The following is a 21970-nucleotide window of genomic DNA, read 5'->3' on the forward strand; positions in this document are numbered from 1 at the left end:
TCCTTCACACCGGCGGCCGCCCCGCGGCACGCCGTGTCGGTCGTCGAGGCGCTATCGGTCGAAGCGCCGGAGCACCGCCAGGATGCGCGCGGTGACCCCGTCCACCGTCCCCGTCGCGTCGATCCGCTCGAGGAGGCCGCGCTCGGCGTAGAAGCCGACGACGGGCGCGGTCTGCTCGGCGTAGACCTGCAGCCGGCGGCGGATCGTCTCGGGCTTGTCGTCGTCACGCTGGAACAGGGTGCCGCCGCAGTGGTCGCACTGCCCCTCCACCGAGGACGGGTCGAAGTCCACGTGCCACACCCGGCCGCACGAGCTGCACGTCCGGCGCCCGGACAGCCGCCGGACGACCTCCTCGTCGTCCACGACGAGCTCGAGGACGACGTCCAGCGACGTCCCCGCGCGCTCGAGCAGGGTGTCGAGGACCTCGGCCTGGGCGACGTTGCGGGGGAACCCGTCGAGCAGGAACCCCTTGGCCGCGTCGTCCTGCAGGAGCCGGTCCTCGACCATCGCGATCGTGACGGAGTCGGGGACGAGCTCGCCGGCGTCCATGTAGCGCTTGGCCTCGAGCCCCAGCGGGGTGCTCTGGCCGACATTGGCCCGGAAGATGTCGCCGGTGGACACCTGGGGCACGTCGTACTGGGCGGCGATGAACTGGGCCTGGGTGCCCTTCCCCGCGCCTGGGGGGCCTACGAGGACGAGACGCACTAGCGGAGGAACCCCTCGTAGTTGCGCTGCTGCAACTGGCTCTCGACCTGCTTCAGAGTCTCGAGGCCGACGCCGACCATGATCAGCACGCTGGTGCCGCCGAACGGGAAGTTCTGGTTCGCGCTGAACAGGCCCAGGGCGAGGATCGGGATGATCGCGACGACCGACAGGTAGATCGACCCCGGCAGCGTGATCCGCGAGAGCACGTAGTCGAGGTACTCCTCCGTCGGGCGGCCGGCTCGGATGCCCGGGATGAACCCGCCGTAGCGCTTCATGTTGTCCGAGATCTCCTTCGGGTTGAAGGTGATCGCGACGTAGAAGAACGTGAAGAAGATGATCAGCGCCACGAACATCAGCACGTAGAGCGGGTGGTCACCGCGGGAGATGTGGACCTCGATCCACTGGCGCCAGCCGCTCGTCGAGTCCCCGAGCTGCGAGACCAGCTGCGGCAGGTACAGCAGCGAGGAGGCGAAGATGACCGGGATGACACCGGCCTGGTTGACCTTGATCGGGATGTAGGTCGACGTCCCGCCGTACATGCGGCGGCCCACCATGCGCTTGGCGTACTGGACCGGGATGCGGCGCTGCGCCTGCTCGAAGAGGACGACGGCCGCGACCACGACGAGGCCCACGACGATCATGACGATGAAGGCGTCCCAGCCCTTGGAGGCCTTGACGTTCCACAGGCCGTTCGGGAAGCCGGCGCAGATGGAGGTGAAGATCAGCAGGCTCATGCCGTTGCCGACGCCGCGGTCGGTGATGAGCTCGCCGAACCACATGATGATGCCGGTGCCGGCCGTCATCACGATGATCATGGTGAGGACGCGGAAGAGCGAGTCGTCCGGGACCAGGTCGGCGGCGCAGTTCTGGAAGATGCGGCCGGGCGTGCGGGCCAGCGCGAGCAGGGCGGTCGACTGGAGCACGGCCAGCGCCACGGTGAGGTAGCGGGTGTACTGCGTCAGCTTCGCCGTGCCGGACTGGCCCTCCTTCTTCAGGGCCTCGAAGCGCGGGATCACCACCGTCAGCAGCTGCACGATGATGCTCGCCGTGATGTACGGCATGATCCCGAGCGCGAAGACCGACAGCTGGAGCAGCGCCCCGCCGCTGAACAGGTTGACCATGCCGTAGATGCCGGCGTCGTCTTCCACGCTCGTCGTGCACTGGCGAACCGCGTCGTAGTCCACACCCGGCGTCGGCAGCAGCGACCCGAACCGGAAGAGCGCGATGATCGCGAGCGTGAAGAGGAGCTTCTTGCGCAGGTCGGGCGTACGGAACGCCCGGGCGAACGCGGTGAGCACGGTTCCTCCTGCACAAGCGCCCACGGGTGCGGGCGGGGTAGTCGAACGGATCCACGATGTCACGGCACCGGGTGGAGCCGCGAGGGGCGCAGGCACCGACGGCGGCTCTCGGTGACACCCGAGGGGCATCGAGGGCAACGGCGGCTGCAGTGCCGGCTGGAAAGGCTAGCCGGACGACGATAACGCACGAACGGCACGTGCCCGCCCTGTCAGCGAAGACGGGGCGGGCACGAGCGGCATTTCTTCGGTTCCTGGCGGCCGGTGCCGCTCCCCCGGCGCAGCGCCGGGACAGCGGACCGACCGGCGGGTCAGAGCTCGGTCGTGGAGCCCCCGGCCGCCGCGATCTTCTCGCGGGCGGCGCCGGAGAACGCGTCGACGGTGACGTTGAGCGCCACGGACACCTCGCCGCTGCCCAGCACCTTCACCGGGCGCCCGCGCTTGACCACGCCGCGCTCGATGAGGCTCTCCACCGTCACGTCGCCGCCGTCCGGGTACAGCGCCGAGAGCTTGTCGAGGTTGACGACCTCGAACTCGACCCGGAACGGGTTGCGGAAGCCCTTGAGCTTCGGGACCCGCATGTGCAGCGGCATCTGGCCGCCCTCGAACGCGGCCGGCACCTGGTAACGGGCCTTCGTGCCCTTGGTGCCACGGCCCGCCGTCTTGCCCTTCGAGCCCTCACCACGGCCGACGCGCTGCTTGGCCTTCTTGGCGCCCGGAGCAGGACGCAGGTGGTGGACCTTGAGCGGGCTCTTGCCGACGCGCGCGGCGGTGCTCGCCGGGGCGTCCTTCTCGAGGTGGACGGTCTCGTCGGTCACGACTGGGCCTCCTCTCCGGAGATCTCCTCGACGGTCACGAGGTGCGCGACCGTGCGGACCATCCCGCGGATCTCGGGACGGTCCTCCTTGATGACGCTGTGGCGGATGCGCTTGAGGCCGAGCGAGCGCAGGGTGTCGCGCTGGCCCTGCGTGCCGCCGATCTTCGAACGGACCTGCGTGACCCGGATCTGACCCATCAGGCCACCCCCGCCCGCGCACGCAGCAGCGCCGCCGGGGCGACGTCCTCGAGCGGCAGGCCACGGCGCGCCGCGACGGCCTCGGGACGCTCGAGCCCCTTGAGCGCGGCAACCGTCGCATGGACGATGTTGATCGCGTTCGAGGAGCCGAGCGACTTGCTCAGCACGTCGTGGATGCCGGCGCACTCCAGGACGGCGCGCACCGGGCCACCGGCGATGACACCGGTACCGGCGCTCGCCGGCTTGAGCATGACCACACCGGCCGCCGCCTCCCCCTGGATGGGGTGCGGGATGGTGCCCTGGATGCGCGGCACCTTGAAGAAGTGCTTCTTGGCCTCCTCGACGCCCTTGGCGATCGCCGCGGGCACCTCCTTGGCCTTGCCGTAGCCGACGCCCACCGTGCCGTCGCCGTCACCGACGACGACCAGCGCGGTGAAGCTGAAGCGCCGACCACCCTTCACGACCTTCGCGACACGGTTGATCGCGACGACGCGCTCGACGTACGCGGTCTTGTCGCCGGCCGCGTCCTGCCCGCGCCGGTCGTCACGGCCGCGCCGGTCACGGCGCTCGCCGCCGGGTCCTCCGGTGCCGCCGCCGGCACCGCCGCCGGCGCCTCGGCGCTGGGGTCCAGGCATGGGGTTTCCTCTTCCTTCGTCTCTGGTCGAGCTAGTTCAGGCTGCTGCTTGCCCGGCGGGCGTCAGAACGACAGGCCGGCTTCGCGAGCGGCGTCAGCCACCGCGGCCACCCGGCCGTGGTACTGGTTGCCGCCACGGTCGAAGACGACCGCCGTCACGCCCGCCTGCTGGGCACGCTGGGCCACGAGCTCGCCGACCCGGCGGGCCTTGGCCGTCTTGTCACCGTCGGAGCCGCGCAGCTCCGCCTCCATGGTGGAGGCCGAGGCCAGCGTGCGGCCGACGGTGTCGTCCACGACCTGGACGACCATGTGCCGGGCGGACCGGGTGACCACGAGGCGCGGGCGGACCGGCGTGCCAGAGACCCGCTTGCGGACGCGCAGGTGACGCCGCGCCCGCTTGATGCCCTTGGCCTCGACGCGCTTGCGCTTGATACCGAGTGCCATGACTACTTACCAGCCTTCCCGACCTTGCGGCGGACGACCTCGCCCTGGTACCGCACGCCCTTGCCCTTGTAGGGGTCGGGCTTGCGGATCTTGCGGATCTTGGCCGCGACCTCGCCGACCTTCTGCTTGTCGATGCCCGACACCACGAACCGGGTGGGGGCCTCGACCGCGAACGTGATGCCGTCCGGCGGGTCGATGACCACCGGGTGGCTGAAGCCGAGCGCGAACTCCAGCGAGCTCCCCCGCGCCTGGACGCGGTAGCCGACGCCGACGATCTCGAGCGTCTTGGAGTAGCCCTCGGTGACGCCGGTGACCATGTTGGCCACCAGCGTGCGCGACAGGCCGTGGAGCGACTTGCTCTCCCGGGTGTCGTCCGGGCGGGCGAACTGGAGGCTGCCGTCGTCCGCCTTCGCGACCGTGATGGGCGCGGCGAGCGTGTGCGTCAGCTGGCCCTTGGGGCCCTTGACGGTGACCGTGGAGTCGGCGATGGAGACGTCGACCCCGCTGGGAACCTGCACGGGCAGGCGACCGATGCGCGACATGTTGAGGACCCCTTACCAGACGTAGGCGAGGACTTCCCCGCCCACGCCGCGCTTCTGGGCCTGCCGGTCGGTCAACAGGCCGGAGGACGTCGAGATGATGGCGATGCCGAGGCCCCCGAGCACGCGGGGCAGGCCGGTGGACTTCGCGTAGACGCGGAGGCCGGGCTTGCTCACGCGGCGCAGGCCGGCGATCGAGCGCTCACGGTTGGGGCCGTACTTGAGGTCGAGCACGAGCTCCTGGCCCACGGTCGCCTCCTGCACCTTCCAGCCGGAGATGTAGCCCTCCTGCTGCAGGATCTCGGCGATGCCCGCCTTGATCTTGGAGTGCGGCATGCGGACCTCGTCGTGGTACGCGGTGTTGCCGTTGCGCAGACGCGTGAGCATGTCTGCGATGGGGTCGGTCATCGTCATGGCCGGGTGTTCCTCCCCGCCGCGGTTCCGCGCGCCTGGCCCCGGAGGGCGGCGCCGGCCTGCGGCGATCGATAAGAGATGAGAACCGGGGTTGCCGTGAGTCGCGGCAGGCGCACGCCTACCAGCTGCTCTTGGTGACGCCCGGCAGCTCGCCGCGGTGCGCCATCTCGCGAAGGCAGATGCGGCAGAGGCCGAACTTGCGGAAGACCGAGTGCGGCCGCCCGCAGCGCTGGCAGCGGGTGTAGCCGCGGACAGCGAACTTCGGCTTGGACATGGCCTTGTGGATCAGGGCCTTCTTCGCCACTGCTCAGGACTCCTTGAACGGGAAGCCGAGGTGGCGCAGGAGCGCGCGGCCCTCGTCGTCGGTCTTGGCGGTCGTGACCACCGTGATGTCCATGCCACGCACGCGGTCGATGCGGTCCTGGTCGATCTCGTGGAACATCGACTGCTCGGTGAGGCCGAACGTGTAGTTGCCCGACCCGTCGAACTGGCGCGGGTTGAGGCCGCGGAAGTCACGGATGCGCGGCAGCGCCGTCGAGAGCAGGCGGTCCAGGAACTCCCACATGCGGTCGCCGCGCAGCGTGGTGTGCGCGCCGATCGCCTGGCCCTCGCGCAGCTTGAACTGCGCGATGGACTTGCGGGCCTTCGTGACCGCCGGCTTCTGGCCGGTGATCGCGGTGAGGTCGCGGATCGCCCCGTCCATCAGCTTGGAGTCTCGAGCCGCCTCGCCGACGCCCATGTTCACGACGACCTTGACGACCGTCGGGACCTGCATGGGGTTGGCGAAGGAGAACTGCTCGGTCAGCGCCGGGACGATCTCGGCCCGGTAGCGCGTCTTGAGCCGCGGGGTGACCTTCTCAGGTGCTTCTGCAGTCATCAGATGTCCTCGCCGGTCCGCTTGGCGACCCGGACCTTGTTGCCGTCCTCGTCGACCCGGAAGCCGATCCGGGTGCCGACGCGCTTGCCGTCCTTCTCCACGACGAGCATCACGTTGCTCACGTGGATGGGGGCCTCGGTCGTCACGATGCCGCCGGTCTTGGCCCCACGAGCGGTCTGGCCGACCTTCGTGTGCTTCTTGACGCGGTTGACACCCTCGACGATGACCTTGTCGTCCTTCGGGAAGGCCTCGATGACCCGCCCGGTGGCGCCCTTGTCCTTGCCCGCGATCACGAGGACGCGGTCACCCTTCTTGATGCGCATCTGAGCCATCTCAGATCACCTCCGGCGCGAGCGAGATGATGCGCATGAAGCGCTTCTCGCGGAGCTCACGGCCGACCGGGCCGAAGATGCGCGTGCCGCGCGGGTCCCCGCCGTCCTTGATGATGACCGCGGCGTTCTCGTCGAAGCGGATGTACGAGCCGTCCTGGCGGCGCCGCTCCTTGACGGTGCGAACGACGACGGCCTTGACGACGTCACCCTTCTTCACGGTCCCGCCGGGGATCGCGTCCTTCACGGTGGCGACGATGACGTCACCGATGCCGGCGTAGCGCCGCCCTGACCCACCGAGGACGCGGATGCAGAGCAGCTCCTTGGCCCCGGTGTTGTCGGCGACGCGCAGCCGCGACTCCTGCTGAATCATCGATAGTCCTTACTTGGCCTTCTCGAGGATCTCGACGATCCGCCAGCGCTTCGAGGCGGACAGCGGCCGCGTCTCCATCAGGAGGACGCGGTCGCCGACGCCGGCGTCGTTGCGCTCGTCGTGAGCCTTGAGCCGGCTCGTGCGACGCACGACCTTGCCGTAGAGCGGGTGCTTGAAGCGGTCCTCGACGGCGACCACGACGGTCTTGTCCATCTTGTCGCTGACCACGAGGCCCTCTCGGGTCTTGCGGTAGCCGCGGCCCTGCGTCTTCTCGCCGGCGGCGCCGGGCGCAGACGCCGGAGCCGCCTGCGCGATCTCAGGGGTCTGGTCGCTCATGCGGCGCCCTCCGAATCGACGGTCGTGATGCCGAGCTCGCGCTCGCGCAGGATCGTGTAGATACGGGCGATCTCACGGCGGACAGCCTTGAGACGACCGTGGTTGTCGAGCTGGCCGGTGGCCGCCTGGAAGCGGAGGTTGAACAGCTCCTCCTTGGCCTCGCGCAGCTTGCCGAGGAGCTCCTGGTCCTCGACCTCGCGCAGCTCGGCCGCCTTGGTCCCGAGAGCCATCAGCCAACACCCTCTTCGCGCTTGACGATGCGGCACTTCATGGGGAGCTTGTGCGCCGCGCGCAGCAGGGCCTCCCGGGCCGTCTTCTCGTTGGGGTAGGACAGCTCGAACATGACCCGGCCCGGCTTCACGTTCGCGATCCACCACTCCGGCGAGCCCTTGCCGGAGCCCATGCGGGTCTCGGCAGGCTTCTTGGTCAGCGGGCGGTCCGGGTAGATGTTGATCCAGACCTTGCCGCCACGACGGATGTGACGGGTGATCGCGATACGGGCCGACTCGATCTGGCGGTTGGTGACGTACGCCGGCTCGAGCGCCTGGATGCCGTACTCGCCGAAGGTCACTCGCGTCCCGCCCTTGGCAGCACCCGAACGGCTCGGGTGGTGCTGCTTGCGGTGCTTGACCCGACGGGGGATGAGCATGAGGGTCAGCCCTCCTGTCCGTTGTCAGCCGGCGCGGTGTTCTGCTGCTGCGCCTCGCGGATCGTCGCCTCGACGGCCGAAGCCTCGGTCTGCGCCTGGTGCGGCCCGGCCTCGCTGTGCGCCGTGTCGGCCGCGGCCGAGACCGCGCCCTGCGCGTCGCGACGCGGGCCACCGCCCTGGCCGCCACGGGCGCCGCCACGGGCCGGGCGGGCGCCGGCGTCGCGCCGCGGCTGGCGCGCAGCGGCAGCAGCCGCCTGGCGCTCGGCCGACAGGCTCGTGACGTCGCCCTTGTAGATCCAGACCTTGACGCCGATGCGGCCGAACGTCGTGCGGGCCTCGAAGAAGCCGTAGTCGATGTTCGCGCGCAGCGTGTGCAGCGGGACGCGACCCTCGCGGTAGAACTCCGAGCGGGACATCTCCGCGCCGCCGAGGCGGCCCGAGCACTGGACCCGGATGCCCTTGGCGCCGGCCTTCGTCGCGCTCTGCATCGCCTTGCGCATTGCGCGGCGGAACGAGACACGGCTCGACAGCTGCTCGGCGACGCCCTGCGCGACGAGCTGAGCCTCGATCTCGGGGTTCTTGACCTCGAGGATGTTCAGCTGGACCTGCTTGCCGGTTAGCTTCTCGAGGTCGCCACGGATGCGGTCGGCCTCGGCGCCACGGCGGCCGATGACGATGCCCGGCCGGGCCGTGTGGATGTCCACGCGGACGCGGTCACGGGTGCGCTCGATCTCGACCTTGGCGATGCCCGCGCGCTCCATGCCACGCGTCATCATCCGGCGGATCGCCACGTCTTCCTTGACGTAGTCCTTGTAGAGCTTGTCGGCGTACCAGCGGCTCTTGAAGTCGGTGGTGATGCCGAGCCGGAACCCGTGCGGGTTGACCTTCTGACCCACTAGCGGGCCCCTCCCTTCGCACCGGCGCGCTGCTGCACCGACTCCACGACCACGGTGATGTGGCTCGTGCGCTTGCGGATGCGGTACGCGCGGCCCTGCGCACGAGGCCTGAACCTCTTCAACGTCGGGCCCTCGTCCGCGTATGCCTGGCTCACGCGGAGCGTCGCGCGGTCGAGCTGCTTGTTGTTCTCGGCGTTCGCCATGGCGCTCGCGAGGACCTTGCCGACCGGCTCGCTCGCGGCCTGCGGGGCGAACCGCAGCACGTTCAGCGCCTGCTCGGCGTCCATGCCACGGATCAGGTCGATGACGCGGCGGACCTTGGTGGGCGACATGCGCACGTAGCGCGCCGTCGCCAGGGCCTCGTTCTCGCCGAGGTGGCGGGTCTTGTTCTCAGCCACGGCGAGACCTCCGGTCCTCCTTGACGTGGCCACGGAAGGTCCGCGTTGGCGCGAACTCGCCGAGCTTGTGCCCGACCATCGCGTCGGTGACGAACACCGGGACGTGCTTACGGCCGTCGTGCACCGCGATCGTGTGGCCGATCATGGCCGGCACGACCATCGAGCGCCGGGACCAGGTACGGATGACGTTCTTCGTGCCCTTGTCGTTCTGGGCGTCCACCTTCTTGAGAAGGTGGTCGTCCACGAAGGGGCCCTTCTTCAGGCTGCGCGGCATCGCTGGCTACCTGCTCCCTCAGCGCTTCTTGCCGGTCTTGCGACGGCGGACGATGAGCCGGTCGCTGGGCCGATTGGCCCGGCGGGTACGGCCTTCGGGCTTTCCATTGGGGTTGACCGGGTGGCGACCACCGCTGGTCTTGCCCTCACCACCGCCGTGCGGGTGGTCGACGGGGTTCATGGCCACACCACGCACGGTGGGGCGCTTGCCCCGCCAGCGGTTGCGGCCGGCCTTGCCCCAGTTGATCGAGGACTGCTCGGCGTTGCCGACCTCCCCGACCGTCGCGCGGCAGCGCACGTCCACGTTGCGCGTCTCCCCGGAGGGCATGCGCAGCAGCGCGTACGGGCCTTCCTTGGCCACGAGCTGCACGCTCGCGCCGGCCGAGCGGGCGATCTTCGCGCCGCCACCGGGGCGGAGCTCGATGCAGTGGACGGTGGTACCGACGGGGATGTTGCGCAGCGGCAGGTTGTTGCCGGGCTTGATGTCCGCGCCGGGGCCGTTCTCGATCTGGTCGCCCTGCGACAGGCGGTTCGGCGCCACGATGTAGCGCTTCGTGCCGTCGACGTAGTGCAGCAGCGCGATGCGCGCCGTGCGGTTCGGGTCGTACTCGATGTGCGCGACCTTGGCCGGCACGCCGTCCTTGTCGTCGCGGCGCCAGTCGATGAGCCGGTACGCCCGCTTGTGGCCGCCACCCTGGTGCCGAGTGGTGATGCGGCCGGTGTTGTTGCGGCCGCCCTTCTTCGGCAGCGGCACGACCAGCGACTTCTCCGGCTCACTGCGCGTGATCTCGGCGAAGTCGGCAACGCTCGCGCCGCGCCGGCCCGGCGTCGTCGGCTTGTACTTGCGGATGCCCATGGGGTGTCGCGTCCTCGTCAGCTGTTCGTCGGCTCGTCTTGTGTTCGCTCGTTAGAGGGGCTGCTGACCCGGAGGTCAGGAGACCGGCCCACCGAAGATGTCGATGCGGTCGCCCTCGGCGAGCGTCACGATCGCGCGCTTGGTCGAGACCCGCTGGCCGAAGCCGAAGCGGGTGCGCTTGCGCTTGCCCTCGCGGTTGATGGTGTTGACGTTCAGCACCCGAACCCCGAAGACCTTCTCGACCGCGGTCTTGACCTCGGTCTTGTTGGCGTCCGGCCGGACGAGGAACGTGTACTGGTTCAGGTCCAGCAGGCCGTAGCTCTTCTCGCTGACCAGCGGGGCCAGCAGGACGTCCCGGGAGTCCCGGGCCAGAAGGGCACGGCTCGCGCTCGGACCGTTGATCGCGCGGCTCACTGCGCACTCCCCTGCTCGTCGAGGGACAGCTCGCTCTCGCGGGCGACGGCCGTGGAGGCGCGGCCCTTGGGCGGGCCGGCGAGGAACGCCTCGAGGGCGCCCCGCGTGAAGACCACGTCGTCGGAGACGAGCACGTCGTAGGTGTTCAGCTGGTCGGCGTAGATCCAGTGGACCTGCGGCGCGTTGCGCAGGCTGCGCAGGCCCAGCTCGTCCGACCGCTCGAGGACGACCAGCACGTGACGGCGGTCGGTGATGCCGGCGAGGGCGGCGATCGCGGCCTTGGTCGACGGGGCGTCGCCCTCGATGACCGCGGACAGCACGTGCACGCGCCCGTGGCGCGCCCGGTCGGAGAGGGCACCGCGCAGGGCGGCGGCCTTCATCTTCTTGGGCGTCCGCTGCGAGTAGTCGCGCGGCGTCGGGCCGTGGACCGTGCCACCGCCGACCCACTGCGGCGAGCGGGTCGAGCCCTGCCGGCCGCGGCCGGTGCCCTTCTGGCGGAACGGCTTCTTGCCGCCACCGCTGACCTCGCCGCGGGTCTTCGTGTCGTGCGTCCCCTGGCGGGCCGCCGCGAGCTGGGCGACGACGACCTGGTGGATCAGCGGGATGTTCGCCTGCACGTCGAAGACCTCGGCGGGCAGCTCCACCGTGCCGGCGGTACCGCCGGCCGGGGTGCGGACGTCGATCGTGGTCATCGGCCAGCCGCCTTCGCCGGAGTCTTGGACGCCGTGCGGACGAGCACCACGCTGCCGCGCGGGCCGGGAACGGCGCCCTTGATGAGGATGAGGCCCTTCTCGGCATCGATCGCGTGCACGACCAGGCCCTGGGTCGTCGTGCGCACGTTGCCCATGCGGCCGGCCATCTTCAGGCCGGGGAACACGCGGGCCGGCGTCGCGCAGGCGCCGATGGAGCCCGGCGCGCGGTGCTTGCGCTGCGTGCCGTGGCCGGCGCCCAGGCCCTTGAAGCCGTGGCGCTTCATGACACCAGCGGTGCCCTTGCCCTTGCTACGGCCGACGACGTCGACCTTCTGACCCGCCTCGAAGACGTCCGCGGTGAGCTCCTGGCCCGGCGCGAACTCGGCTGCGTCCTCCGTCCGGACCTCGACGAGGAAGCGGCGCGGAGTGGTGCCGGCCTTCGCGAAGTGGCCGGAGAGCGGCTTGATCACCTTGCGGGGGTCGATCGCGCCGTAGCCGAGCTGGACGGCCGAGTAGCCGTCGCTCTCGAGGCTGCGGATCTGCGTCACCACGCACGGCCCGGCCTGGACCACCGTGACCGGCACGAGCCGGCCGGCGTCGTCCCAGACCTGGGTCATGCCCAGCTTCTCGCCGAGGAGCCCTCGGACATTGGGTACCTGCGCTGCCATTCTGCTTTCGTCCTCTGTCGTCCGTTGTCGTCCGCTGTCAGTCGACCGCTGTAGTCGAGAACCGTGGCCGGACTAGAGCTTGATCTCGATGTCGACGCCGGCCGGGAGGTCGAGCCGCATGAGCGAGTCGACGGTCTTCGGCGTCGGGTCGAGAATGTCGATGAGCCGCTTGTGGGTGCGCATCTCGAAGTGCTCGCGCGAGTCCTTGTACTTGTGCGGCGAGCGGATGACGCAGTAGACGTTCTTCTCGGTCGGCAGCGGCACCGGGCCCGCGACCTGCGCACCAGTCCTGGTCACCGTCTCGACGATCTTGCGCGCCGAGCTGTCGATGACCTCGTGGTCGTAGGCCTTGAGCCGGATGCGGATCTTCTGTCCCGCCATGGCGTTGGAATCGTCCTTCGTCTCGTACCGCTGCTCGTGCCGGGCTGTTGCCCGTCCCGATCTGGTCTCGCCGGTTCAGCTGTGGCATCGGGCCTGCGGGGGCCGGCTCGCATCGGGCCGCGCTCGCCGCTCCGACCCCCGAGGTCGGGCGTGTCGCGCTGCTGCTCGCACTCCGCCGCCTGCCACTGCTGCCGACCGGGCCTTGGCGAGGCGAGCCCCGCGCAAGTCCCGTGCCCTTCCAGGTGTCGGGTGCCAGCTCCGTCGGCGCTGCACGCACACAACGAACCCGTCACCCGCCAAGGCAACTTGCCCAGTATGCCAAACGGGGCGGCCCCGGGTCCAATCGCGGTCGTGCGGACCGGCCTTGACCGACTGTCCGACCGCTACACGCCCCCTGGCGCCTCGCCGGTGCGGCGCGGCGTCGGCCGTCCGAGTCGTCCGAGTCGTCACCGGCCGCGGTTCGGGCAGAGCCGCCTGCGTCCGGCGCCGGATCGGCCGGCGGGGGTCACACGAGTGGGCCGGCACCAGGCTCACGGCCTGGTGCCGGCCCACTCGGGGGAGCTACTTGTTGATCTTGGTGACGCGACCCGCGCCGACGGTACGGCCGCCCTCGCGGATAGCGAAGCGCAGGCCCTCCTCCATGGCGATGGGGTGGATGAGCTGCACCGACATCTCGGTGTTGTCGCCCGGCATGACCATCTCGGTGCCCTCGGGGAGGGTCACGACGCCGGTCACGTCGGTCGTCCGGAAGTAGAACTGCGGACGGTAGTTGTTGAAGAACGGCGTGTGCCGGCCACCCTCGTCCTTGGACAGGATGTAGACCTGCGCCTCGAACTCGGTGTGCGGCGTCGTCGTGCCCGGCTTGATGATGACCTGGCCGCGCTCGACGTCCTCGCGCTTGATGCCACGCAGGAGCAGACCGACGTTCTCACCGGCCTGGCCCTCGTCGAGCAGCTTGCGGAACATCTCGATGCCGGTGACCGTGGTGGTGGTCTTCTCCGGACGGATGCCGACGATGTCGACCGTCTCGTTCACCTTGACGACACCGCGCTCGATACGGCCGGTGACGACCGTACCGCGACCGGTGATCGTGAACACGTCCTCGACGGGCATGAGGAACGGCTTGTCGACCTCGCGCTCGGGCTGCGGGATCGCGGTGTCGACCGCGTTCATCAGCTCCATGAGCTTGTCGGCCCACTCCTCGTCGCCCTCGAGCGCCTTGAGCGCCGAGACGCGCACGACGGGGACGTCGTCGCCCGGGAACTCGTACTCGGAGAGGAGCTCACGGACCTCGAGCTCGACGAGCTCGAGGATCTCCTCGTCGTCGACCATGTCGGCCTTGTTGAGCGCCACGACGATGTAGGGGACGCCGACCTGGCGGGCCAGGAGGACGTGCTCCTTCGTCTGCGGCATGGGGCCGTCGGTCGCCGCGACCACGAGGATGGCGCCGTCCATCTGCGCCGCGCCCGTGATCATGTTCTTGATGTAGTCGGCGTGACCGGGGCAGTCGACGTGCGCGTAGTGGCGCGCCTCGGTCTGGTACTCGACGTGCGCGATGGAGATGGTGATACCGCGCTGCCGCTCCTCCGGCGCCTTGTCGATCTGGTCGAACGGCGTGAAGGGGTTGACGTCCGGGTAGCGGTCGTGCAGGACCTTGGTGATCGCCGCCGTGAGCGTCGTCTTGCCGTGGTCGATGTGCCCGATCGTCCCGATGTTGACGTGCGGCTTGGTCCGCTCGAACTTCGCCTTCGCCACGGGTGGGTCCCTCCTAGGAAACGTTTCGGGGGCGGGTGCAGGGCCGGTGCCTGCCGCCTGTGTGCCTGCTGCGGGTACTGATGGTGTCAGATGCCGTCACGGGCCGAGCAGTTGGCTACTCGCCGCGAACCTTCTTGACGATCTCCTCCGCCACGTTGCGCGGCACCTCGGCGTAGGAGTCGAACTGCATGGAGTAGCTGGCGCGCCCCGACGTCTTGCTGCGCAGGTCGCCGACGTAGCCGAACATCTCCGAGAGCGGCACGAGCGCCTTGACGACGCGGGCGCCGGAACGCTCGTCCATGGCCTGGATCTGGCCACGGCGGGAGTTGAGGTCGCCGATCACGTCACCCATGTAGTCCTCGGGCGTGGTGACCTCGACGGCCATGATCGGCTCGAGCAGGACCGGGTCGGCCTTGCGGGCGGCCTCCTTGAAGGCCATCGAGCCGGCGATCTTGAACGCCATCTCCGAGGAGTCGACCTCGTGGTAGGCGCCGTCGAGCAGCGTCACCTTGACGTCCACCATCGGGTAGCCGGCGAGGATGCCGAGCTCCATGGCCTCCTGGGCGCCCGCGTCCACCGAGGGGATGTACTCACGGGGGATGCGGCCACCGGTGACCTTGTTCTCGAACTCGTAGCCGCCGTCGCCGCCACCCGTCGGGGCGAGGGCGATCTGGACCTTGGCGAACTGCCCGGAGCCACCGGTCTGCTTCTTGTGCGTGTAGTCGTAGCGCTCGACGGTCTTGCGGATCGTCTCGCGGTACGCCACCTGCGGCTTGCCGATGTTCGCCTCGACGCGGAACTCGCGGCGCATCCGGTCGACCAGCACCTCGAGGTGCAGCTCGCCCATGCCGGCGAGGATGGTCTGGCCCGTCTCCTCGTCCGTGCGGACCTGGAAGGTCGGGTCCTCCTCGGCCAGGCGCTGGATAGCGACGCCGAGCTTCTCCTGGTCGCCCTTGGACTTCGGCTCGACGGCGACCGAGATGACCGGCGCCGGGAAGTTCATCGACTCCAGGACGACAGGTGCCTCGGGGCCGCAGAGCGTGTCACCGGTGGTGGTGTTCTTGAGCCCCATGACGGCCACGATGTGGCCCGCGGTGACCTTGTCGATCTCGTCACGCTTGTTCGCGTGCATCCGGTAGATCTTGCCGATGCGCTCCTTGTGGCCCTTGCTGCTGTTCAGCACCTGGGTCCCCGTGGTGAGCGTCCCGGAGTAGACCCGGATGTAGGTGAGCTTGCCGAGGTGCGGGTCGCTCATGATCTTGAAAGCGAGGGCCGAGAGGGGGGCGTCGTCCGCGGGCTCGCGGGTGACGACCTCCTCCTCGTTGTTGACCGCGTGGCCCTCCACCGCGCCGATGTCGAGCGGCGAGGGCAGGTAGCGCACGACCGCGTCGAGCATGGGCTGGACGCCCTTGTTCTTGAACGCGGAGCCGGTGAGCACCGGGGTGACCGAGCCGGCGATCGTCGCGCGCCGGATGGCGGCGATGATCTCCTCCTCGGAGGGCTCGTTGCCCTCGAGGTACTGCTCCATGACCTGGTCGTCGTTCTCGGCCAGGGTCTCGAGCAGCTTGTCGCGCCACTCCTGGGCGGCCTCGGTGTGCGTGGCCGGGATGTCGAGCGTGTCGTACATCTCGCCCTTGGCCGCCTCGGCGCTCCAGACCAGGGCCTTCATCGCGATCAGGTCGACGACGCCCTTGAAGTCAGCCTCGGCACCGATCGGGATCTGCAGCACCAGCGGGGTCGCGCCGAGCCGGTCCACGATCATGTCGACGCAGCGGTGGAACTCCGCGCCGGTGCGGTCGAGCTTGTTGATGAAGCAGATGCGGGGGACGTTGTAGCGGTCGGCCTGGCGCCAGACCGTCTCCGACTGCGGCTCGACGCCGGCCACACCGTCGAAGACCGCCACGGCGCCGTCGAGGACGCGCAGCGAGCGCTCGACCTCGACGGTGAAGTCGACGTGGCCGGGCGTGTCGATGATGTTGATCGTGTGGCCGTCCCACTGGCAGGTCGTCGCGGCCGACGTGATCGTGATGCCGCGCTCCTGCTCCTGCTCCATCCAGTCCATCGTGGCCGCGCCCTCGTGGACCTCACCGATCTTGTAGTTGATACCGGTGTAGAAGAGGATGCGCTCGGTGGTGGTGGTCTTGCCGGCATCGATGTGCGCCATGATGCCGATGTTGCGGACCTTGGCGAGGTCGGTGGTTACGTCGGTGGCCATGTGGGTCTACGCGTCCCTCGTCGGCTCGAAGCTGGTATGTGCGCCCGCTGGGGGGAACCCGGGGTTCCGGATTACCAGCGGTAGTGGGCGAAGGCCTTGTTCGACTCGGCCATCTTGTGCGTGTCCTCGCGCCGCTTGACGCTCGCGCCGAGACCGTTGCTCGCGTCGAGCAGCTCGTTCATGAGCCGCTCGGTCATCGTCTTCTCACGACGGCCGCGCGAGTAGCTCACCAGCCAGCGCAGCGCCAGCGTCGTGGAGCGGTTCGGCTTGACCTCGACCGGCACCTGGTAGGTCGCGCCACCCACACGGCGGCTGCGGACCTCGAGGGTCGGCTTCACGTTGTCGAGCGCGCGACGCAGCGTCACGACGGGGTCGTTGCCGGTCTTCTCGCGGGTGCCCTCGAGGGCGCCGTAGACGATCTGCTCGGCGATCGACTTCTTGCCGCTCTGCAGGATCTTGTTGACGAGCTGCGTCACCAGCGGCGACCCGTAGACCGGGTCGACGACGAGCGGGCGCTTCGGCGCCGGTCCCTTGCGGGGCATGTCAGCTCTTCTCCTTCTTCGCGCCGTAGCGGCTGCGAGCCTGCTTGCGGTTCTTCACGCCCTGGGTGTCGAGCGAGCCGCGAATGATCTTGTAACGGACGCCGGGGAGGTCCTTCACACGGCCGCCACGCACGAGCACGATCGAGTGCTCCTGCAGGTTGTGGCCGACGCCGGGGATGTACGCGGTGACCTCGATCTGGCTGGTCAGCCGAACACGCGCGACCTTGCGGAGCGCCGAGTTCGGCTTCTTCGGCGTGGTGGTGTAGACGCGCGTGCAGACGCCGCGGCGCTGGGGCGAGCCCTTGAGCGCCGGCGTCTTGGTCTTGCCGACCTTGTCCTGGCGGCCCTTGCGGACCAGCTGCTGAATCGTGGGCACCGCGTTCAGTCTTCCCTTCAGTCCCGTACTCGCGTGGCAGAGCTCGCGCGTGTCCATTCGCGTCGAATTGACCCGTAGGAAGACCGCTCCTCAGCGGCCCCCGCAGTCGGGCGTGTCGCCCGGTGCGAGGAGATCACCTGCAGTGAGCTGCGGGCGAGCTTCCCTGTCGCGCTGGCGCGCGCACACGCGAAGGCCTGGGTTCCCCCAGGCACGAGTAACCAGATTACAGAGCGGGCCCCGATGGGGTCAAAAGAGGTGGGGATCCGGACGGCTCCGATGCTCAGGTCGCAAGCCCGACACGCCGAGACCGGGCCGCTTCACGAGCCCGATCGCGGCGCCGAGCACCGCCACCAGCACCCGACCACCACCAGCACCCGACCACCACCAGCACCCGACCACCACGGAGCCCGACCAGCCGGCACAGCCGCCACGGCCGCACCCCGCGGTTCGCTGACCCCCGGCCGAGGCCGCCACCCAGACCAGCAGCCCGATGCCCAGCGCGAGCAGCGCCATGAGCGCCAGGTGCAGCCAGCCACGATGCGGGCGGCCGTCACGAGCCCCTCCCCCGTGCGCGTCCCGCCCGAGGACCGGATCGAGCGCTCCGCCGACCCGGCCAGCACGAGCGCCACGACGGCGGGCACGACGGGGAGGACGACGAACGAGGTGATGGCGCAGACCAGGGCCGCGATGGCGGTGCCGTCCGGCTGCGGGGCGGCGTAGCCGGGGGCTCCCCCCCGGGACCGGGTGGCCCCACGTCCCGCCACCGGGAACGGGCTGGCGACCGTACGGGGCCTGCCCGCCGTACGGGGCCTGCCCGCCGTACGGGTACGGCGGGGCGGGAGGCGTATCCCGCCCGGCCCCTGGTCGCCCATACGCCCACTCCCCCGCTCGACGGGGAGGCCATGGTTCCACGCCGGGCCGCCGGCAGGGCAACCGCACGTGGCCGGCGCCGGAACGGCGGACGCCGGCCGCCCCCCAGGGGACGGCCGGCGTCGGCGCGGCAGGACGGTGCGATCAGCCCGTGTAGGGGCCGTAGTCGTAGTCCTCGAGCGGGACGGCCTGACCCGAGCCCTGGCCGAAGGGGCTGTAGTCCAGCTCCTCGTAGCCGGGCAGCGAGTACATGGCCGCCTTCGCCTCCTCGGTGGGCTCGACCCGGATGTTGCGGTAGCGGGCGAGGCCCGTGCCGGCCGGGATGAGCTTGCCGATGATGACGTTCTCCTTGAGGCCGAGCAGCGAGTCGCTCTTGGCCTCCATCGCCGCGGTCGTGAGGACCCGCGTCGTCTCCTGGAAGGACGCCGCCGAGAGCCAGGACTCCGTGGCCAGCGAGGCCTTGGTGATGCCCATGAGCTCCGGACGGCCCGAGGCCGGCTGCCCGCCCTCGGCCACCACGCGGCGGTTCTCCACCTCGAAACGCGACCGCTCCACCAGCTCGCCCGGCAGCAGCTCCGCGTCGCCGGACTCGATGATCGTCACCCGCTTGAGCATCTGGCGAACGATGACCTCGATGTGCTTGTCGTGGATCGACACGCCCTGCGAGCGGTAGACCTCCTGGACCTGCTCGACCAGGTGGATCTGCACCTGGCGAGGGCCGAGGATGCGCAGCACCTGCTTGGGGTCGACCGCGCCCTGCACGAGCTTCTGCCCGACCTCGACCCGGTCGCCCTCGCCCACCAGCAGACGGGCGCGCTTGGAGACCGGGTAGCCGATCTCCTCCGAGCCGTCGTCCGGCGTCACCACGAGCTTGCGCGACTTGTCGGTCTCCTCGATGGAGACCCGACCCGCCGCCTCCGAGATCGGCGCCACGCCCTTGGGCGTACGGGCCTCGAAGAGCTCGACCACACGCGGGAGGCCGTGGGTGATGTCGTCACCCGCGACACCGCCGGTGTGGAAGGTACGCATCGTCAGCTGCGTGCCCGGCTCACCGATCGACTGGGCGGCGATGATGCCGACCGCCTCGCCGACGTCGACGAGCTTGCCGGTGGCCAGCGAGCGGCCGTAGCACATCGCGCAGGTGCCGACCTTGCTGTCGCAGGTCAGGACCGAGCGGACCTTGACCGTCTCGACCCCCGCGTCGACCAGGCGGCCGATCACGACGTCGCCGAGGTCGGTGTTGGCCGGCGCCACCTCGGTGCCCTCAGGCCCGACGGCCGGCTCGGCGAGGTTGCGCGAGTAGACGCTCGTCTCGACGTTCTCGGCGCGCACCAGCTTCGTGCCGTCGGCGGACCGGTCCGCGATCCGCATCACGATGCCGCGGTCGGTGCCGCAGTCCTCCTCGCGGATGATGACGTCCTGCGACACGTCGACCAGACGACGGGTGAGGTAGCCCGAGTCGGCGGTACGCAGCGCCGTGTCCGCGAGGCCCTTGCGGGCGCCGTGGGTGGCGATGAAGTACTCCAGGACCGAGAGGCCCTCGCGGAAGTTGGACTTGATCGGGCGCGGGATGATCTCGCCCTTGGGGTTCGCCACGAGGCCGCGCATACCGGCGATCTGGCGGACCTGCATCCAGTTACCACGCGCGCCCGAGTTGACCATCATGAAGACGGTGTTCTGGCGCGGGAACTCCTGCTGCATGGCGTCGGCGACCTTGTTCGTCGCCTCGGTCCAGATGTTGATGAGCTCCTGGCGACGCTCGTCGTCGGTGATGAGGCCGCGCTCGTACTGGCCCTGCACCTTCTCCGCGCGGAGCTCGTGCTCGTCGAGGATGGCCTGCTTCGCCTTCGGCGTGACGACGTCCTCGATCGAGATCGTGACGCCGGAACGGGTCGACCAGTGGAAGCCGGCCGCCTTGAGGGCGTCGAGCGTCGCGGCGACCTGGACCTTGGGGTAGCGCTCGGCGAGGTCGTTGACGATGCCGGAGAGCACCTTCTTGTCGACGACGCGGTCGACGAACGGGTAGTCCGTCGGCAGCGCCTCGTTGAAGAGGGTGCGCCCGAGCGTGGTCTCCAGGACGTACGGCTGGCCCGGCTCCCAGCCCTCGGGAGCGGTGAAGCCCGCCGGCGGGACGACGTCCTGGACGCGGATCCGGACCCGCGCCTGCAGCGACAGCGTCCGCTGGTCGTACGCCATGACGGCCTCGGCGGCCGACGCGAACACGCGCCCCTCGCCCTCGGCCCCGTCGAGCTGGGACGTCAGGTAGTAGATGCCGAGCACCATGTCCTGCGTCGGCGCGGTGATCGGACGACCGTGCGCCGGCGAGAGGATGTTGTTGCTCGACAGCATGAGGATGCGGGCCTCGGCCTGCGCCTCGGCCGACAGCGGCAGGTGGACCGCCATCTGGTCACCGTCGAAGTCGGCGTTGAAGGCGGTGCAGACCAGCGGGTGGATCTGGATCGCCTTGCCCTCGACCAGCTGGGGCTCGAAGGCCTGGATGCCGAGGCGGTGCAGCGTGGGGGCACGGTTGAGCAGCACCGGGTGCTCGGTGATGACCTCCTCGAGCACGTCCCACACCACCGGGCGGGCGCGCTCGACCATGCGCTTGGCCGACTTGATGTTCTGCGCGTGGTTGAGGTCTACGAGCCGCTTCATCACGAACGGCTTGAACAGCTCGAGCGCCATCTGCTTGGGCAGGCCGCACTGGTGGAGCTTGAGCTGCGGGCCGACCACGATGACCGAACGGCCCGAGTAGTCGACGCGCTTGCCGAGCAGGTTCTGCCGGAAGCGGCCCTGCTTGCCCTTGAGCATGTCCGACAGCGACTTCAACGGCCGGTTGCCCGGGCCGGTGACCGGGCGCCCGCGGCGGCCGTTGTCGAACAGCGCGTCGACGGCCTCCTGGAGCATGCGCTTCTCGTTGTTGACGATGATCTCGGGGGCCCCGAGGTCGAGAAGGCGCTTCAGGCGGTTGTTGCGGTTGATGACGCGGCGGTAGAGGTCGTTGAGGTCGCTCGTCGCGAAGCGGCCACCGTCGAGCTGCACCATCGGGCGCAGGTCCGGCGGGATGACCGGGACGCAGTCGAGCACCATGCCCATGGGCGAGTTGCGCGTGTTGAGGAACGCGCTGACGACCTTGAGCCGCTTGAGGGCGCGGGTCTTCTTCTGGCCCTTGCCGGTGCGGATGATCTCGCGCAGCTTCTCGGCCTCGGCCTCGAGGTCGAAGGACTGCAGGCGGGCCTGGATCGCCGCGGCGCCCATGCCGCCCTTGAAGTACTCGCCGAAGCGGTCGCGCATCTCGCGGTAGAGGATCTCGTCGCCCTCGAGGTCCTGGACCTTGAGCCCCTTGAAGCGGTCCCAGACCTCGTTGAGGCGGTCGATCTCGCGCTGGGCACGGTCGCGGATCTGCTTCATCTCGCGCTCGGCACCCTCGCGCACCTTGCGGCGCGCGTCGCTCTTGGCCCCCTCGGCCTCGAGCGCGGCGATGTCCTCCTCCAGCTTGCGCTGGCGGGCCTCGACGTCGGAGTCGCGGCGCTGCTCGAGCTGGCCGCGCTCGACGCCGATCTGCGCCTCGAGCGAGGGCAGGTCGACGTGGCGACGCTCCTCGTCGACCTCGGTGATCATGTAGGCCGCGAAGTAGATGATCTTCTCGAGGTCCTTGGGAGCCAGGTCGAGCAGGTAGCCCAGCCGGCTCGGGACGCCCTTGAAGTACCAGATGTGCGTGACCGGGGCGGCCAGCTCGATGTGGCCCATCCGCTCACGGCGCACCTTCGCCCGCGTGACCTCGACACCGCAGCGCTCGCAGATGATGCCCTTGAAGCGGACGCGCTTGTACTTGCCGCAGTAGCACTCCCAGTCCCGGGTGGGACCGAAGATCTTCTCGCAGAAGAGGCCATCCTTCTCCGGCTTCAGCGTCCGGTAGTTGATGGTCTCGGGCTTCTTGACCTCGCCGTGCGACCACTGACGGATGTCGTCGGCGGTCGCGAGGCCGATGCGCAGCTCGTCAAAGAAGTTGACGTCCAGCACG

At 69.6% G+C, this 21970-nt stretch carries 30 protein-coding genes; 1 reads left to right on the plus strand and 29 read right to left on the minus strand.

The window, feature by feature from the left end; genetic code table 11:
• Window positions 1-51 precede the first annotated feature (51 nt).
• The 28 genes from G9H72_RS02105 to G9H72_RS02240 form a co-directional block, all read right to left on the minus strand.
• Entirely contained in the window at window positions 52-705 is a 654-nt protein-coding gene (locus G9H72_RS02105) for an adenylate kinase (protein ID WP_166166662.1), read from the minus strand.
• Window positions 705-2003: a preprotein translocase subunit SecY gene (gene secY / locus G9H72_RS02110; protein ID WP_166166665.1), complete on the minus strand. Its 1299-nt coding sequence runs from the start codon at window positions 2001-2003 to the stop codon at window positions 705-707. The genes G9H72_RS02105 and secY overlap by 1 nt, the downstream gene beginning before the upstream one ends.
• A gap of 308 nt (window positions 2004-2311) precedes the next feature.
• Window positions 2312-2731, minus strand: a complete 420-nt coding sequence (rplO, locus tag G9H72_RS02115) for a 50S ribosomal protein L15 (RefSeq protein WP_196790711.1) — start codon at window positions 2729-2731, stop codon at window positions 2312-2314.
• A gap of 83 nt (window positions 2732-2814) precedes the next feature.
• Window positions 2815-3015: a 50S ribosomal protein L30 gene (gene rpmD, locus G9H72_RS02120; protein WP_166166671.1), complete on the minus strand. Its 201-nt coding sequence runs from the start codon at window positions 3013-3015 to the stop codon at window positions 2815-2817.
• Window positions 3015-3650: a 30S ribosomal protein S5 gene (gene rpsE / locus G9H72_RS02125; protein ID WP_166166674.1), complete on the minus strand. Its 636-nt coding sequence runs from the start codon at window positions 3648-3650 to the stop codon at window positions 3015-3017. The genes rpmD and rpsE overlap by 1 nt, the downstream gene beginning before the upstream one ends.
• Before the next feature lie 62 nt (window positions 3651-3712).
• Window positions 3713-4093: a 50S ribosomal protein L18 gene (gene rplR / locus G9H72_RS02130; protein ID WP_166166677.1), complete on the minus strand. Its 381-nt coding sequence runs from the start codon at window positions 4091-4093 to the stop codon at window positions 3713-3715.
• 2 nt (window positions 4094-4095) lie between these two features.
• Window positions 4096-4635: a 50S ribosomal protein L6 gene (rplF, locus tag G9H72_RS02135; protein WP_166166680.1), complete on the minus strand. Its 540-nt coding sequence runs from the start codon at window positions 4633-4635 to the stop codon at window positions 4096-4098.
• Between the two features lie 12 nt (window positions 4636-4647).
• The gene (gene rpsH, locus G9H72_RS02140) at window positions 4648-5046 is read right to left on the minus strand and encodes a 30S ribosomal protein S8 (protein WP_166166683.1); all 399 of its coding nucleotides are present in this window, start codon (window positions 5044-5046) and stop codon (window positions 4648-4650) included.
• Window positions 5047-5164: 118 nt separating this feature from the next.
• The gene (locus G9H72_RS02145) at window positions 5165-5350 is read right to left on the minus strand and encodes a type Z 30S ribosomal protein S14 (RefSeq protein WP_166166686.1); all 186 of its coding nucleotides are present in this window, start codon (window positions 5348-5350) and stop codon (window positions 5165-5167) included.
• 3 nt (window positions 5351-5353) lie between these two features.
• Complete coding sequence (rplE, locus tag G9H72_RS02150) at window positions 5354-5923, minus strand: 50S ribosomal protein L5 (protein ID WP_166166689.1); 570 nt, start codon at window positions 5921-5923, stop codon at window positions 5354-5356.
• The gene (gene rplX / locus G9H72_RS02155; RefSeq protein WP_166167720.1) at window positions 5923-6246 is read right to left on the minus strand and encodes a 50S ribosomal protein L24; all 324 of its coding nucleotides are present in this window, start codon (window positions 6244-6246) and stop codon (window positions 5923-5925) included. Before rplX ends, rplE begins: the two co-directional genes overlap by 1 nt.
• 10 nt (window positions 6247-6256) lie before the next feature.
• On the minus strand, window positions 6257-6625 hold the full coding sequence (gene rplN, locus G9H72_RS02160) for a 50S ribosomal protein L14 (RefSeq protein WP_166166692.1): 369 nt from the start codon (window positions 6623-6625) through the stop codon (window positions 6257-6259).
• Between the two features lie 9 nt (window positions 6626-6634).
• Window positions 6635-6961, minus strand: a complete 327-nt coding sequence (gene rpsQ / locus G9H72_RS02165) for a 30S ribosomal protein S17 (RefSeq protein WP_166166695.1) — start codon at window positions 6959-6961, stop codon at window positions 6635-6637.
• Window positions 6958-7191, minus strand: a complete 234-nt coding sequence (rpmC, locus tag G9H72_RS02170) for a 50S ribosomal protein L29 (RefSeq protein ID WP_166166698.1) — start codon at window positions 7189-7191, stop codon at window positions 6958-6960. The genes rpsQ and rpmC overlap by 4 nt, the downstream gene beginning before the upstream one ends.
• Window positions 7191-7610 (minus strand): 50S ribosomal protein L16, encoded by a 420-nt coding sequence (gene rplP, locus G9H72_RS02175; RefSeq protein ID WP_166166701.1) that lies wholly within the window; start codon window positions 7608-7610, stop codon window positions 7191-7193. Before rplP ends, rpmC begins: the two co-directional genes overlap by 1 nt.
• 5 nt (window positions 7611-7615) lie before the next feature.
• The gene (gene rpsC, locus G9H72_RS02180) at window positions 7616-8506 is read right to left on the minus strand and encodes a 30S ribosomal protein S3 (protein ID WP_166166704.1); all 891 of its coding nucleotides are present in this window, start codon (window positions 8504-8506) and stop codon (window positions 7616-7618) included.
• Entirely contained in the window at window positions 8506-8904 is a 399-nt protein-coding gene (gene rplV / locus G9H72_RS02185; protein WP_331271897.1) for a 50S ribosomal protein L22, read from the minus strand. The genes rpsC and rplV overlap by 1 nt, the downstream gene beginning before the upstream one ends.
• Entirely contained in the window at window positions 8897-9178 is a 282-nt protein-coding gene (gene rpsS / locus G9H72_RS02190; protein ID WP_166166707.1) for a 30S ribosomal protein S19, read from the minus strand. The genes rplV and rpsS overlap by 8 nt, the downstream gene beginning before the upstream one ends.
• An 18-nt stretch (window positions 9179-9196) precedes the next feature.
• Complete coding sequence (rplB, locus tag G9H72_RS02195; RefSeq protein WP_166166710.1) at window positions 9197-10033, minus strand: 50S ribosomal protein L2; 837 nt, start codon at window positions 10031-10033, stop codon at window positions 9197-9199.
• A 75-nt stretch (window positions 10034-10108) separates the two neighbouring features.
• A complete protein-coding gene (gene rplW, locus G9H72_RS02200) occupies window positions 10109-10405 on the minus strand; it encodes a 50S ribosomal protein L23 (protein ID WP_166283457.1) in 297 nt (98 codons plus the stop codon).
• Window positions 10406-10443: 38 nt separating this feature from the next.
• A complete protein-coding gene (gene rplD, locus G9H72_RS02205) occupies window positions 10444-11139 on the minus strand; it encodes a 50S ribosomal protein L4 (protein ID WP_166166713.1) in 696 nt (231 codons plus the stop codon).
• Complete coding sequence (rplC, locus tag G9H72_RS02210; RefSeq protein ID WP_166166716.1) at window positions 11136-11807, minus strand: 50S ribosomal protein L3; 672 nt, start codon at window positions 11805-11807, stop codon at window positions 11136-11138. Before rplC ends, rplD begins: the two co-directional genes overlap by 4 nt.
• 72 nt (window positions 11808-11879) lie before the next feature.
• Entirely contained in the window at window positions 11880-12188 is a 309-nt protein-coding gene (gene rpsJ, locus G9H72_RS02215) for a 30S ribosomal protein S10 (protein WP_066889903.1), read from the minus strand.
• Between the two features lie 561 nt (window positions 12189-12749).
• Window positions 12750-13943 carry an elongation factor Tu gene (gene tuf, locus G9H72_RS02220; RefSeq protein ID WP_166166719.1) on the minus strand — a complete coding sequence of 398 codons (1194 nt, stop codon included), beginning with the start codon at window positions 13941-13943 and terminating at the stop codon, window positions 12750-12752.
• Window positions 13944-14058: 115 nt separating this feature from the next.
• Window positions 14059-16158, minus strand: a complete 2100-nt coding sequence (gene fusA, locus G9H72_RS02225; RefSeq protein ID WP_166166722.1) for an elongation factor G — start codon at window positions 16156-16158, stop codon at window positions 14059-14061.
• 71 nt (window positions 16159-16229) lie between these two features.
• Window positions 16230-16700 (minus strand): 30S ribosomal protein S7, encoded by a 471-nt coding sequence (rpsG, locus tag G9H72_RS02230; RefSeq protein ID WP_166166725.1) that lies wholly within the window; start codon window positions 16698-16700, stop codon window positions 16230-16232.
• Between the two features lies 1 nt (window position 16701).
• Complete coding sequence (gene rpsL, locus G9H72_RS02235) at window positions 16702-17076, minus strand: 30S ribosomal protein S12 (RefSeq protein WP_088289628.1); 375 nt, start codon at window positions 17074-17076, stop codon at window positions 16702-16704.
• 246 nt (window positions 17077-17322) lie between these two features.
• On the minus strand, window positions 17323-17589 hold the full coding sequence (locus G9H72_RS02240; protein ID WP_166166728.1) for a hypothetical protein: 267 nt from the start codon (window positions 17587-17589) through the stop codon (window positions 17323-17325).
• Window positions 17590-17598: 9 nt separating this feature from the next.
• On the opposite strand from G9H72_RS02240, the gene G9H72_RS02245 reads away from it, so the two are divergent.
• Window positions 17599-17796: a hypothetical protein gene (locus G9H72_RS02245; RefSeq protein WP_166166731.1), complete on the plus strand. Its 198-nt coding sequence runs from the start codon at window positions 17599-17601 to the stop codon at window positions 17794-17796.
• A 294-nt stretch (window positions 17797-18090) separates the two neighbouring features.
• Here G9H72_RS02245 and G9H72_RS02250 read toward each other — a convergent pair whose 3' ends face one another.
• A complete protein-coding gene (locus tag G9H72_RS02250) occupies window positions 18091-21969 on the minus strand; it encodes a DNA-directed RNA polymerase subunit beta' (RefSeq protein ID WP_166166734.1) in 3879 nt (1292 codons plus the stop codon).
• Between the last annotated feature and the right edge of the window lies 1 nt (window position 21970).

Source organism: Motilibacter aurantiacus (assembly GCF_011250645.1).
GTDB lineage: Bacteria > Actinomycetota > Actinomycetes > Motilibacterales > Motilibacteraceae > Motilibacter_A > Motilibacter_A aurantiacus.